At 52.1% G+C, this 13,407-nt stretch carries 12 protein-coding genes; 3 read left to right on the top strand and 9 right to left on the bottom strand.

Annotation, left to right across the window (positions count from 1 at the left end; translation table 11 throughout):
* Positions 1-22: 22 nt before the first annotated feature.
* From rplU to Pla144_RS01320, 8 genes are all read right to left on the bottom strand, one after another.
* Entirely contained in the window at positions 23-337 is a 315-nt protein-coding gene (gene rplU, locus Pla144_RS01355) for a 50S ribosomal protein L21 (protein ID WP_146447528.1), read from the bottom strand.
* 197 nt (positions 338-534) lie between these two features.
* On the bottom strand, positions 535-2,175 hold the full coding sequence (locus Pla144_RS01350) for an Rne/Rng family ribonuclease (protein ID WP_146447527.1): 1,641 nt from the start codon (positions 2,173-2,175) through the stop codon (positions 535-537).
* Positions 2,176-2,397: 222 nt separating this feature from the next.
* Positions 2,398-4,140: a phosphoenolpyruvate--protein phosphotransferase gene (gene ptsP, locus Pla144_RS01345; RefSeq protein ID WP_146447526.1), complete on the bottom strand. Its 1,743-nt coding sequence runs from the start codon at positions 4,138-4,140 to the stop codon at positions 2,398-2,400.
* 349 nt (positions 4,141-4,489) lie between these two features.
* Positions 4,490-4,795, bottom strand: a complete 306-nt coding sequence (locus Pla144_RS01340; protein ID WP_146447525.1) for an HPr family phosphocarrier protein — start codon at positions 4,793-4,795, stop codon at positions 4,490-4,492.
* Between the two features lie 62 nt (positions 4,796-4,857).
* On the bottom strand, positions 4,858-5,331 hold the full coding sequence (locus tag Pla144_RS01335) for a PTS sugar transporter subunit IIA (RefSeq protein ID WP_146447524.1): 474 nt from the start codon (positions 5,329-5,331) through the stop codon (positions 4,858-4,860).
* A gap of 59 nt (positions 5,332-5,390) precedes the next feature.
* Positions 5,391-5,843, bottom strand: a complete 453-nt coding sequence (hpf, locus tag Pla144_RS01330; protein ID WP_231936114.1) for a ribosome hibernation-promoting factor, HPF/YfiA family — start codon at positions 5,841-5,843, stop codon at positions 5,391-5,393.
* Between the two features lie 248 nt (positions 5,844-6,091).
* Positions 6,092-8,521, bottom strand: a complete 2,430-nt coding sequence (locus tag Pla144_RS01325; RefSeq protein ID WP_146447523.1) for a hypothetical protein — start codon at positions 8,519-8,521, stop codon at positions 6,092-6,094.
* 135 nt (positions 8,522-8,656) lie between these two features.
* A complete protein-coding gene (locus tag Pla144_RS01320) occupies positions 8,657-8,929 on the bottom strand; it encodes a hypothetical protein (protein WP_146447522.1) in 273 nt (90 codons plus the stop codon).
* A gap of 862 nt (positions 8,930-9,791) precedes the next feature.
* Between Pla144_RS01320 and Pla144_RS01315 the strand changes: the two genes are divergently transcribed.
* The gene (locus Pla144_RS01315; RefSeq protein WP_146447521.1) at positions 9,792-10,724 is read left to right on the top strand and encodes a hypothetical protein; all 933 of its coding nucleotides are present in this window, start codon (positions 9,792-9,794) and stop codon (positions 10,722-10,724) included.
* 169 nt (positions 10,725-10,893) lie between these two features.
* Here the strand turns inward: Pla144_RS01315 and Pla144_RS24375 are convergent, their stop codons facing one another.
* The gene (locus Pla144_RS24375; protein ID WP_197530310.1) at positions 10,894-11,067 is read right to left on the bottom strand and encodes a hypothetical protein; all 174 of its coding nucleotides are present in this window, start codon (positions 11,065-11,067) and stop codon (positions 10,894-10,896) included.
* Positions 11,068-11,358: 291 nt separating this feature from the next.
* On the opposite strand from Pla144_RS24375, the gene Pla144_RS01310 reads away from it, so the two are divergent.
* The gene (locus tag Pla144_RS01310) at positions 11,359-12,789 is read left to right on the top strand and encodes a selenium-binding family protein (RefSeq protein WP_146447520.1); all 1,431 of its coding nucleotides are present in this window, start codon (positions 11,359-11,361) and stop codon (positions 12,787-12,789) included.
* 162 nt (positions 12,790-12,951) lie between these two features.
* Positions 12,952-13,353 carry a hypothetical protein gene (locus Pla144_RS01305; protein WP_146447519.1) on the top strand — a complete coding sequence of 134 codons (402 nt, stop codon included), beginning with the start codon at positions 12,952-12,954 and terminating at the stop codon, positions 13,351-13,353.
* Positions 13,354-13,407 lie beyond the last annotated feature (54 nt).

Raw genomic sequence — 13,407 nt, 5'->3', positions numbered from 1 at the left:
AACTAACCAAACAAGCCGACAATCAGCCAGAAATCTTGGCGATCTTCACACGCGTTAGCAACGAGCGGTGACCCGTTTTGCGGCGGGAGTTTTTGCGGCGACGGAACTTTTGTACGACTAGTTTTTCGCCCTTGTCAGCACCCAATACCTCAGCGGTAACGGTGGCACCAGCGACCGTGGGTGCGCCGAGTTGCAGATCACCCGAGCCGTTGGAGATGGCCAGCACTTTCTCAAAGGTTAGTTTGTCGCCTGCCGGCAAATCACGATAGTCGATCGTGAGTTCCTGACCTTCTTCCACTTTGAATTGTCGTCCACCATCTAAGATAATTGCATACATGGCAAAATAACCTGCTCTGATCCTGGCAAAAAATAAATGTCAATGATTCGGGGGGGTGAGAAGCGAACCTCCTAAGAGCAGGCTCAGCCGTCACCAAACCCCATAACTTAACGGAACGATTTCGCCCTGTCGAGGGGCTGGCTTCTTGGTACAGGTTTCCACCCGCTAAAGGACAGCCAAGGTGGCTGCCCCGTGTATTATTCCGTGAACCGGATTTCCCGCCCCGAGGCGTCTTCGCACTCAATTCGCAGGAATTCCGGTGAGGCATCCTCATCGCTGAGGATCTGTACTTGCAAACTGTATTCGTCCTCCATGCGGGTCAATTCGCGCCGTTTGCGGTTGTTGAGATAGTTGGCCACGTTCTCCTCAATCCGGACTGAAACCCGAGCTATCCGCTCGTTATGGGCACACATCAGTAGCTTGCGGATTACTTCAATTGCCATGCTCTCGGCACTCTTAACCAATCCTGAGCCATTGCAAGCGGGACACTCCCGGTAGACGCTGCGGCGCAGACTGGGCCTGATTCGCTGGCGGGTCATCTCGATCAGGCCAAATGGACTTGTCCTCAGAATCTTGGTTCTGGCTCTGTCCCGTCGGACGGCGTCGCGAAGGGTTCGCTCAACGGTGCGACGATGGCGTTCTTTTCTCATGTCGATAAAATCGTTGACCACCACACCCCCCAGATCGCGGAGGCGAAGTTGCCGAGCAATTTCCTTGGCGGCAATTTGGTTGAGCCGGAAAGCTGATTCTTCGGCGGAACCATCTGTGCGGAAACTGCCACTGTTCACGTCGATAGCCACCAGAGCTTCAGTTTGGTCGATCACTATCGATCCGCCTCCTCGAAGTGGTACTTGCCGTTGATGGATTCGGGCGATTTCTTCGTCAAGCTTGTTCTTGTGGAACAGAGGCTCTTTCCCTTCGTAGAGCGACAGCCGGCTTGCATAGCGAGGCATCACGATCTGCAAAAACTCCTTGGCTCGCTCATGCGCTTGAGGTTCGTCGATAACTATTGCATCGACATCGTTGCTAAAGATGTCACGAATCGTACGGATAATCATGTCGCTTTCTTCATAGATATCGACCGGACCGGTGGTTTTTTTGATCCGCCGCACAATGACTTTCCAAAGTCGCAAGAGATAAGCCAAGTCGCGCGAGAGTTCTTTCTTAGTCCGATCGGTACCTGCGGTTCGGACAATGAATCCCAAGCCTTTGGGGGGGTTTAGCTCGCGGAGGATGTCCCTCAGTCGCCGACGGTCATCATCATCTTCGATCTTGCGTGAAACGCCGATACGTCCCAGCGCCGGCATCAACACCAGATAGCGGCCAGGAATACTTATGTACGTGGAAAGGGTTGGTCCTTTGGTGCCGATCCCTTCCTTGATTACCTGCACAAGTACTTCGTCCCCGCGTTTAAAGATCTCTTGAATCGGAGGCTTTACGCGCGGGCGCACTCCGGGGCGGGCCTTGCGGGTTTGCGTTCCACCGCGACCATTGCGGCTTTTTTCGACGGGACCATCTTCGGTCCAATCTTCGTCATCGTCCGAACTTGGGGGTCCTTCACCCGGCTGAATAAGTTTGCTGGGATCGTACCCTCCTTGTCGAAAATATTGCGACTCGACATCGCTGATGTGCAGGAAGCCATTGCGCCCGACACCGAAATCGACGAAGGCGGCTTGAATGCTAGGCTCTAGGTTGACGATCCGACCTTTGTAAATATTTCCGACATAATTGTCTTGGCTGCTACGTTCGACGTACAACTCTTCGAGTATGCCGTCTTCAACGATCGCGATCCGGCACTCTTCCGGTTGGGCGACGTTGATCAACATCTCCTTTTTCATATTGCTTCTTTCTGGGACTTGCACCGTTGGGATTGGAGTTCTGTCCTCGAATCTTGTGGTGACAATTGTGCTTGTATGTGGATTGGCATTCGCTTGTCAGAGACCCAATTGAGCGAGGCGGCTGGTGCACCATGAAGTGGTGACCGCCTGAAGCTGTAGGCCTTGCTTGTAAAATGCACTTATCCATAACGAAATTGATTCAAACTCTTGCTCTAGTTCTTGTTAGAGCGGTAACTCGGGAAATACTTTAGCTAACTCTTCTTTGAGGTAATTCTTAACGTCGCGGGCACTTTCCAATTTGAGTACGTGTTCGGCAACCCGTACACATTGCTCGGTGGAGACACTGCGACAAGCGCGTTTGATTTCAGGGATTGCTGCGGGTGTGACGCTGAAACTCCGCAACCCTAAACCCAAAAGCAACATCGTATAGAGAGGGTTGCCACACATTTGGCCACACATGCTGATGGGGACACCATGTTGATTGGCAACACGCACAGCAATTTCGATCATACGAATGACTGCAGGATCGGCGGCTGTGTACAGGCTCGCTACATCTTTATTACTACGATCAACGGCCAGGCAATACTGAATGAGATCGTTGGTTCCGATGCTGAAAAAATCAACCTCATCCACAAAACGATCCATCATCATGATGGCTGATGGAACTTCCACCATCATGCCGACCTTGATCGAGCGATCAAAAGGAATCTTGGCTTCCTCGAGATCCTCCATCGCGTCTGCGAGTACCATTCTCGCTTGGCGCAATTCCATGATGGTGCTAATCAAAGGAAACATGATCCGAACCTCGCCCCAGGTGCTTGCCCGCAGAATCGCCCGTAATTGGGTTCGGAACAAATCACGGTTTCGAAGGGCAAGACGAATACTACGGAGTCCCAGGAAGGGATTGCGCTCATCTTCTGGATCGGGAAGCGAGCGCATCTTATCGGCCCCCAGATCTAGGGTCCGCATGACTATGGGTAGGTTGCCCATGTCATGGACGACTGCCGAATACGCCTCATAATGGGTTTCCTCGGAAGGGTCGTCATCGCGGCCTAAATAGAGAAATTCGGTACGATAAAGCCCGATACCATTGGCACCGCGTTGTTTACAGAGTTCGACTTCATGGGGAAATTCAATATTGCCCATCAACTGGACGTGCTGTCCATCTGTCGTAATAGCTGGCAGGTCGCGGAGTGATTCGAGCTTGGCGGCAAGTGATCGTTGCTCTTCGACCTCGTGGCGGTATCGGGCGACTGTTTCTTCATCGGGACGAAGGACGATCTGTCCTTGATCGCCATCGATAATGATCGTGTCACCCCCGGAAACATCTGTCAGAAAGGGACCCACACCTACTACGGCCGGGATTCCTAAGCCTTCGGCGACAATCGCCGTATGGCTGCCGGGCCCCCCCACTTCGGTCACCAATCCGAGGACAAATCGAGGGTTAAGGCTGGCTGTTTCGCTGGGGGTGATGTTGTGGGCCAAGACTAGCACTGGTGAGGTGATATTCGCTAGCTCTTCGCGACTTCGGCCAAGTAGATTCCGCAAAATCCGCTTTTCAATATCGAAGATATCATTCGCCCGCTCGGCCATATATTTGCCTTGAAGCGACTGGAAAACTTTGGCATAGCGGCGTAGGGCCCGACTGACTGCATACTCGGGAGAGTAGTGCCGGACGCGAATCATCTCTTCGATTTCATCATGCAGACGGCGATCCCGCAGCATCTGAAGGTGAGCCGAGAAGATCGCAGCGTAATCGTCTCCCAGCTGCTCCGCTACAGATTTTCGATTGCGATCGACTTCGGCTTCGGCAGCATGGAATGCTTTATCAAGACGAATTAGCTCTTCTTCGACAGCATCGCGCGGGAGGAACCGCCGAGGAATCCGAAACCCCTCGTTATCCAGAACCAGTGCTTCGCCGATTGCGATTCCTGGTGATACGGCGATACCTTGCAGGCGTTCCATTGCGCCCTCTCTATACACGCCAGTCCCGACTAGCTTGAGAGCACAACAGGATTGTCGCCAGACATTATGGGGAGTGTCCCTAGGGACCCACTCCTCGACAGGAACTAACTATCTACAGAAAGTTAGCAGATTGCCGAATCTGTCACGACTGGCACTACATTTACTTGACATGAGATTCATTGCCAACCACTCGCTATGCAATGAGATCCAAGCGAATTAACGCAGTAACCATCTTGTTCGCTCCGGAGTCAGTCGCGGGACTAAGCTCCATTGTTTTACCAAGTCAAGTCCATCTGGGTGCCGACTGGATGAGGCGACATCAATTGGATGCTCCCCACCAACGGGAAAACTACCCCGAACTTTCCTGGCTAATTGTTTCGTCGGTCGCAAACTCGCTCTCCACCAAGCGAACGAGTGCGTCCAATGCTTCTTCAGCATCAGGCCCTTTGGCCTCAATGATTAATTCCGTCCCCTGGTCTGCCCCCAGGGTCAACACGTGCAATATGCTTTTGGCATCCACACGTTGGCTATCACGAACTAGATCGATCATCGACTCGAATTGGAGGGCCAGCCGGGCCATCATTTGGGCAGGCCGCGCATGCAGACCCTGCTCGTTCTTGATTACCACCAATCGCTGCACGATTTGTTCGTTCATCACTCTCACTGTCTGATTTCGGACAATTGTGACCAACGGTCACGATTGCATTCATCGAGAAATCATACAAATTGATTGTTGTCAGCTTCTTCTAGAAGTTGCCACACGTCGCCGGGTTCTTTACTTTGCTTGAGAAACCGACAAAAGGTTTCGTCACGAAGTTGGCGGGAGATGTTTTCCAAGGCTCTCAAATGGTCCCCCGGTCGGTCGGGAGGGGAGACGAGCATGAATAGCAGATGGACCTTCTCGCCATCAAGACTATCGAAGTCGACTCCGGAGTCGCTGACCGCCACGGTCCCCACGAGTTCCTTCACACTTGGATGTTTGGTATGAGGTACCGCTACCCCTCGACCAATTCCCGTGCTGCCCAGTTCTTCACGCTTGAGAATCGCTTCTACGATGCTCTCGTGTTGGTCTTCAGCAATTTTGCCGGCTTCGAGCAACGCATTTGCCATTGCCCGGATGACCTGCTCTTTATTGTCCACTTCGATATCCGTTCGAATCGCCTCACGGCTCACAAAATCAACGAACTTCATAATTAAATCTATCCTCTATTGAAAAATATTCTCTGAAGCCGCGTACACCATCCAAGACGCTATTCTTCAACCAGTTCGTCAGCAACGCCTTCTTCAGCAAGATTGGCTCCCACATCCATATGACGTGCGTTCGAGTTGCGATGGCGCTCTTGGACGCGCTCTTTGTATTTCCTCAACTGCTGTTCGATTTTTTGGACGGCCCCATCTAGTGCACCCTGCAGGGTCTCCGACGTTGCATGCGCCACAAAATCGTGTTTGTGTTCCGCCGAAACATGGATACCAACTTCAGGAACCTGCTCGTTTTTCAAGTCGACCGTCACTTCGATCGCCATGATTCGCTCGAAAATACGAGCAAGTTTCTCCGCCCTGGCCTTGAGTTTCTCTTGACTGGCCTCGCCCAAGTGGCCATGTCTTGCTGAAATACTTACCTGCACAGATGCAACTCCTTGCTTAGATTCTGCCCATAGGCCAAAGAAACGTCGGCGGAAGACCGCGAGACGTGCCAATCGCACACAATGCATCTTCCGCCTAGATTTCCATTCTAGCGAGAAATGGCCTGGGCGACAAACCGGCTCTTTCGGCCAATTAGCGGCTATTTGTTGCCTAAGAAATGATGGCGAGCAACGAGAATTCGCCTCATGCCCAACCTTGACGTCCAGGTCCAAACATGCTTTTGGGGTCGATTCCTGCGTCCCGACTAAATCCCTCAATTGGATAGCGTAAATCACCGAGCCGAATCTCTCAGATGGATCTACTAGGTCTATCGAGCTGGTAAAAACTCATTGTCTTCTACCAATTGGCGAATCTTAGATACGGCGATCCCGCGACTTCTCTGGAGGCCATCCGGTCGATAATCCTTGAGATCTTTGGTTCCCTTGATTTCGTCCAGGTTGTAAATGGCCAGAACACGATAATCCAGGCTTGGATGTTCGAGCCAGCGGATCAGATCAATTACGACACCTTGCTTAACTTCCTCTCTTGTGGTCCCCACTTCAGTAGGACTGAATCCACGGACCATACGCATCAGGTCCTCACCGTCCTCACTTCCACGCAGGCGGATGAATGTCTCGTGGAGCTGTTCAGCGACTTGGGGGCTACGCGCCAAGGCCTGACGCATGGCTTCGATGTGCGATCGCCAGGCAACGCGTTGGTCGCTGTCATTGAGAGAATTAACGAACGGGGCAAACTCTCCGACGTAAAGACTCGCTTCGGCGGAGAGCATCTTCACTTCGCGTGGGGCGCTCTGCTCTTCATTGAGCTCCTGCAATCGCAGTTCGACAGGACGTCCAACCACCAATTCTTCAGCAAACCGATCACGTGCACGGCGTTCCAACGAGGTCATCGGTTCACGGTCGATCCAACGAGGTAGGTCAAGAATAGGCACGGGGGCTTCATCAAGGTCATTGACTGTCTTCCAGGTCGCGGGAGCGCGAATGGTTGATGTTGAGCCCGTTGAGTCGGACCAGTTCACGTTGCCACTTGTCAAATACCAGTTGGCTTCGACGGGGGCATTGTCAACTTCGTAACTGCTGCCGGGGATAAATACGCGATGCACGTCCACTGCCAAACTAGCGGAGCTATCCATATGGAATTCGCGCAAATCGTTGCCGACCTGCAGTGACAAATCCGCCCCTTTGAGACCGGCATTGAGTAGCAGCCTGCCATAGCTCATTTCCAGTGCCAAGACTGGATCATCACCCGACAGCTCTTGCTCAGGCAAAGTAATTTGGGTTCCGCCGGATAGATATGCATTGATGTTTCCCAAGACAACATGGGTGCGATACTTCGGCAAGGACAGCAGTTTTGTATTCCCCGTGAGGGCAGTGCGTGGAGGGAGACGAATCCATTCACGCGTGGCGGGTGCATAACTTAGCAGAATATCGTTATTGCCAAGGTAAGTGCCCAACTGTATTGGGCCGACTGGCTCGGGCGGCGCCGCTTCTTCCTCAGAAGTACCAGGTTCAGCGTCTCCTGACAGTGATCCGAGACCAAGCGGGTCTTGCGAGGAAGGATCCCCCAGAGCCAATTCGCCGTTATTTTTGCCTGGAACGGTCGGGAGATCCGATTCCGCGCCAGGTAGACCAGGTGCAGACCCGATATCTAAAGTACCTTCCTCAAGGTCGTCGGGTATCAACACACTGGGATCACCGGATAACTTAGTATCCGTTGGATCTCCGGGCTGCCCAGAATCAGTCGTTGAATCGAGCGAGGAGATGGATTTTGCTGGAGGCTCTGATGGCTCGCCAGCAAACGGGGGAGCGTCACTAGACCCTTCAGGAGATTCGTAACCACCATACCGATCTTCCTCGGCAATGAGTTCCCCGCCGTTATTCCCAGACTCAGGTATCGAAACATGAGGTGGCACTTCGTTAGCAGGCGTAGTAGGTGAGGCCACTTCTCCTACCGAAATATCTAAAACCATCTGATCGGGATCAACATTCTCCGCAACGCTATCAGGTACTTTGGTTTCTTTCACGGATTCCAAAACTACATAGGCCGTCAGCCCACCCAGAATAGCCAACACGCCTGCAGTTGCCATGAGGTGGCGGCGCCGTTTGCCGTCAGCTGCCACGCGCAAGTAATCCGGCAAGACTTCGCTGGCTGGTTCTTCGAGGTGAGTAACATGCGTGGTTACAACAGAAGGAGTGACAGTGTCAGTTTCCACAAATTCAACCTGCTCAGGAGCTACCGGGGCAGCTACTGTGATTGGCTCCGCTTGGGCCACCGGGGTGTGGGAAGGATCGATACGCAGCTTTTGACCGCCATCAAGTTTCTCAGGCAATTCATACATGCGTCGACGCAAGGTTGGATCGATCTCAGCAGGTTCTCCTAGCACCATCGTCAACACATGGTGACAAGAGGTCACCTCTGCCAAGTGCATATCTGCCGTGGTGCCCGTATCCAGGCAGCAACGCTCGAACTCTGCCACGCGATCTGGAGGAAGCGTGTTGTCCAAATACTCCGACACAGCATTAGCGTCGGCAGCCGGGTCACCGTCCAATACGTCATCGGATTCGTCGGCAAGCACGTCGGGAGCCCCTAATCGCAATCGACGTACAGTATCACGGGAGCGGTGGATCAGCTCAGCAGCAAAATCGCTGGCTTCGATCTTCTTCCCCAAATCTTCGTGATCGGCCGGCTCCAAGATGTCATCCATGTATGCCAGCATGGTGCGGAGAGTAAGTCGCATGGAAACCTCAGGGGGGCTATGTTTTCTGCTTCGGGACAAATCATCGCAATCGCGGACATTCCGCATCCACAGTTAATAGTGGTGAGATCGCGAGGACTTCGTGCAAAGAAATCAGATTTTCGGCAGATAATCTTACTACGGGGCTATGGCTCGCCGAGTGGCGCTGCCAGGAAAGGCCAGCAGCACGAACAGAGAGGCCCCCAATTCAAACCCCGCGACCAGAAAGGGATGCAACGATGGGAGCTTCGTCGGGCTTAGATCGGTACTGAGGACCGTGGCCGGCTCCCACCCGTCCACAGTGCGAACCCATTGCGGCAAAGTCGCGCGGTCGGCCTGTGCGTTTTCGAGATGGCTCGCTGCGTAGCTAAGAGCCGCCACGGCACAGATGGTAAACAACATTCGCAGCACGATGAAGTGTCTCCGAGAATTCCAGAAGAGAATCGAAGGAGAGAGCAGATGCCCAATCCTTCAAGTGGGGAATTCGCAAGGCGCGTTCCGCGAGAGGCGGAAAGGGTAGAAGTGCCGTATTTCTCGTCGTTTGTGAGAAGTCGGCCTAGTCGAGTGCTAGTGACTGTGGCAGAAAATCAACCGCCATGTTGCCGCAGGTCAACATTGGTGAAAGGCTTGATGGCGTGCGTCACCCCGCCGTATCTGCAGCTGGAGAGCTAGATGTAGGCGACTAAGAGGTGAAAAGGCTGAAGCAGGACCTTCCAAGCTCGCAGCATGTCTTTATCTCTCGCCAATAAGGATTGGGCAACAGTTAAATCAGTACCGATTCTAGTACGGTCCAGCAGAGGTACCGATCGGAGTCACATTCGATGTGGCATAATGTTCCGACATCTTAATTCGGCAAGGCGACGCCTCTCCATGCGTGAAGGTGGTCGATTGATAGGGCCAATTCTCCGTCCTGCTAACTGAGTTCTTGTACGCCCCTCTACTCGCCCCCCCTGTCCCACCACCGCCGAGTTTTGGCAAGGAATCATCGACAACTGCCCTGCCAGAGTCGAGTTTGGCCTGCTATTTGTTCATTTGCCTGGGTTCTATGCAGATTCAATTTTTGTGAATAGTCCGCTTCGGAATCCTGGACTCTGTAGTTTGCTTTCTCCCTGACAGGTCGATAGACTGCGGAATGCGAGACCAATTCGTGACTGGGCATTGCAATCGTTCGGTAAATATCATCATCGTTGTAAATGTCATTCAACAAGCGTTCAGCAGGTTTGAGATGCTTCATGCTCTTTTCTTAATTCCTTGAAACTGAGGGAGTACGATAATGAATTGCTATCGAGTCTTGTCTCTTGTCTTTCTATTAATTGCCGCCACGCAACCTGATTGTGGCAACTGTACTGAGTGGTCCGAATCGTTTGACTCGTTGACGAATGCGAAGGTGGCGCTCACTGAATTCGGGGGTTCGAACAATGTATTCGTGGCGGATTACGCATCTAGTTTTTTCATTCCTGAGGCACCCCGCTCGGTCCCTGGGGGTTCGGCCACTACGGGGCTCGTTATCGAAGTGAATCGATCATCACCAGGCACCGTTTCTTCAGTTAATGCGACGGCACTTATCGCACCTAATGGTCCTACTCTTGATTTAACCAATAATTATCGCGTCTCGTTCGATGTCTACATGAGTTTGCGAATCGCTTCTCTACCTTATTCAGGTTCAACACAAGCAATGCTGTGGGGAATCGGAACGGGTGATACGAATGCCAATGGACGAGGTGCACCGACGGCCAATGATGGGGTCTGGGGTTGGTTAGCAGTTGATGGAGGATTCCTTAGTGAAGATGCCACCTTTTATAATGAGGATGTGGCTGTTCAAGAACTAAGGCAGCAGCCGCCAGATGAAGCTCCATTTTTTTCACAAGCTTTTGGCAGTGTCTCGCCGAACAATGTTCCGTGGAATCGCTGGGTGCCAGTTGACATTGTCGTAGAAAACAATGTCGTCGACGTTTTTTTTAGTGGTGTTCGGTTCTTCAGTGAAACTGCCACCAATACAGATGGAACCCCTTTCCTAGGATATATGGATCCCTTTGCGGGGCTATCGGCAGTACCTGATTTTCAACGGGCGGTCTTCGACAATTTCCGCGTCGAGTTCGTACCTGAACCGAATTCAGGATTACTTTGTGTTTTCCTCGTCGCATGCATTGCGATTAGACGCAGCAGAAAATACCTAAGCCGCCCAGGTCTAGAAGGCGAAGCCTAGAACACCACTCTCAGTAAATCTCAATCGACTCCCCACAGCCGTGGCATTGCATTCGGCGTTGCTGCTCCAGGTAGCGAGCCTGCAACTCATCTTGTGTGTGCTCCCGAGCGGGAGGCTCTTTTTCGCACGCCATTTCATTGTCTGGAGATTGCTCTGACATCTGAAAGCCCTATTGAGTAACAAGCACCGAGTAGTCTGCACCCTGCAGACAGCCCAAGCAGGCGAAGGAGTCTTTGGGCTCCTCGTCAATTCCATAGCGCGCCAGCACTGCTGGGAGAATCTCTCCGATGGAGTGGTAATCTGAGTTAGCCGGTGCTGGAAGGTCCGACGGGTTAGCATGCATGGTGGAGTTCTCCGTGAAGGTCAAGAAGATTTGCCCTGCCACTATTATAGCCAGAAGTATACCCATGTACAGTATATTTTTCGCGTTTAGTTTGCCTTATATTTCACGCTTAGACTCGGCTTTCTGAGCATATTATCCGGAGCTCGCGATATATGACTTTGACGTTTGCTTTCTTGTGATTACTTCGTCTCGTACCCTCTACATTCAAAAAGTGAGTTGTTTTTAAGGGTAACGAGATAATACTTGTTCATGCTTTTTTGTGAACAACGGTTCATAGCGAGAGTTTAAATAATGAGACGTCGTGAATTTCTCAGTACAGCGGCAGCCTATGGTTTACTCAATGGCACTTCGGTTAACTCTCTGTTGGCCAACTCAGAAACCCAGGGGCAGTGCCATGCAACTTATGCCGACTTGAAAGCAGCTATGGCTGCTCCGGCAGAAGAATATGCATTTGTTCCTGCCATTCTAGTGGGAACTCAATCAAAGCATCCAGACTATATGGCCACCGTAGATGTCAATCCAAAATCTGTCACCTACGGCACAGTAGTGGGCCGGTTCTCGCTGCCAAATGTAGGTGACGAACTACATCACTACGGCTGGAACGCATGCAGCAGTTGCCATGGCGAAAGGCATCGGCGATACCTTGTCGTCCCTGGCCTAGGCTCTAGCAACATCTATATCATCGATGCTGCGAACCCTAAGCAACTTAAATTACATAAAACTATTACTGCCGAGGAGATCGCTAAAAAAAGCAATTTATCAACACCACACACAGTTCATTGCCGTGCCGACGGAATCATAATGATCTCCATGCTAGGAGACGCTCAGGGGAATGCACCTGGAGGTTTTTTGGAGATCGATGAAGAATTCAACTTGATCGGGACATGGGAAGATAATTCAAAAGGAATGAATTTCAACTACGACTTTTGGTATCAACCTCGGCATAACGTCATGGTCAGTAGCGAATGGGCGGCCCCCAACACGGTCCGAAAAGGATTTCATCTTGAAGACGTCCAAGCCGGCAAATACGGGCAACACTTACAGTTCTGGGATTGGTCAAGAAGAGAGATTTCACAGTCAGTGGATCTAGGAGAAGGAGGCATGATTCCACTGGAGGTCCGCTTCCACCACAATCCTGACAGCACCCATGGATTTGTCGGAGCAGCGTTGAGCAGTGCGATCTTCCACTGGTACCAGGAAGGAACTCAATGGAATGCAGACAATGTGATTCAGGTTAATCCTATCGAGACAGACGGGTGGCCCTTTCCGGTACCAGGTCTGATTACCGACGTGGTGTTGTCACTCGACGACCGATACCTCTATTTCTCGAATTGGTTGCATGGTGATATTCGTCAGTATGACGTCAGTGACCCAGCTAGCCCTCGTTTGACGGGGCAGTTGTGGCTGGGGGGAGTTACAGGCCATAAGCCGGATCATAAAAGAGATGAGTTGACCGGTGGCCCTCAGATGCTGCAGCTAAGTCTGGATGGAAAAAGGCTTTATGTAACTAGTTCACTTTATAGCGTCTGGGATAATCAGTTTTATCCGTCGATGGCAGAGGAAGGTTCCTGGATGATGCAAATAGACTGTAATATCGAAAGAGAAGGTATGAAGTTAAACGATGAGTTCCTAGTCGATTTCGGAAAAGAGCCTTGGGGGCCTGCACGTGCACATGAAATTCGTTTTCCCGGGGGAGATTGTACGTCGGATATTTGGGTTTGAATTTAGTCAAAGAGTCATTCTAATTTAATTTCGCCGAACTTACTTGCTAGCAAATCTCCATGCCAAGAACTGCCAGAGCCTAGTGCGGGGGACACCTCTCCCATGGCAGTGCCGCTTTGAGGCATTTCCCCTCCAAGACGACGAGCACTATTGGACCGTGCTGTGATACGTCGAACGGAATCCGCTGCGCACCGGCTTGGTCCGTCGCAGCCAGGACTGGCGGTGGTCGAGCTTAAAGCCGGCCAACAGTCCGCCGGGTTGGCTTTCAGAGGGGGCTTGCTTTCAAAAGGGCCGTTGGAGAAATTTCGTGGTTGGACGTATTATGTCAACGGAGTGGAAAGCGAAGCGGAACTGGCCGCGCTCCGCCAAGCGGTCGCCCGAGGTGCCCCTACGGCGGGGAGAAGTGGCGAGTTCGAGTTGCCACGTCCCTCGGCCTGGAACCCTATTCTCTTCCGAGCCGAGTCATCGGCAGAATCGCAGGAATTTCCCCGGAAGGGCGAGGCATGCCAAGCCCCATTTCTAGCGGCGGTTTGGCACGCCGCCGCGTCCTGGCAAGCTCAGTAACTAGCTTTGGCGTCTCACTCTTTTGCGGGTTACGGCATACGGGTTGCGTGCAAA

The organism is Bythopirellula polymerisocia (assembly GCF_007860015.1).
In the GTDB taxonomy this organism is placed as follows: Bacteria; Planctomycetota; Planctomycetia; order Pirellulales; family Lacipirellulaceae; genus Bythopirellula; species Bythopirellula polymerisocia.
This window is presented reverse-complemented; position numbering and strand designations above follow the sequence as displayed.

Bases quoted from the DNA above. Each gene is read 5' to 3' on its own strand.
- rplU (WP_146447528.1), bottom strand. From the start codon at position 337: ATGTATGCAATTATCTTAGATGGTGGACGACAATTCAAAGTGGAAGAA.
- Pla144_RS01350 (WP_146447527.1), bottom strand. From the start codon at position 2,175: ATGAAAAAGGAGATGTTGATCAACGTCGCCCAACCGGAAGAGTGCCGG.
- Pla144_RS01335 (WP_146447524.1), bottom strand. From the start codon at position 5,331: ATGAAGTTCGTTGATTTTGTGAGCCGTGAGGCGATTCGAACGGATATC.
- Pla144_RS01325 (WP_146447523.1), bottom strand. From the start codon at position 8,521: ATGCGACTTACTCTCCGCACCATGCTGGCATACATGGATGACATCTTG.
- ptsP (WP_146447526.1), bottom strand. From the start codon at position 4,140: ATGGAACGCCTGCAAGGTATCGCCGTATCACCAGGAATCGCAATCGGC.
- Pla144_RS01310 (WP_146447520.1), top strand. From the start codon at position 11,359: ATGAGACGTCGTGAATTTCTCAGTACAGCGGCAGCCTATGGTTTACTC.
- Pla144_RS01315 (WP_146447521.1), top strand. From the start codon at position 9,792: ATGAATTGCTATCGAGTCTTGTCTCTTGTCTTTCTATTAATTGCCGCC.
- Pla144_RS01340 (WP_146447525.1), bottom strand. From the start codon at position 4,795: ATGAACGAACAAATCGTGCAGCGATTGGTGGTAATCAAGAACGAGCAG.
- Pla144_RS24375 (WP_197530310.1), bottom strand. From the start codon at position 11,067: ATGCATGCTAACCCGTCGGACCTTCCAGCACCGGCTAACTCAGATTAC.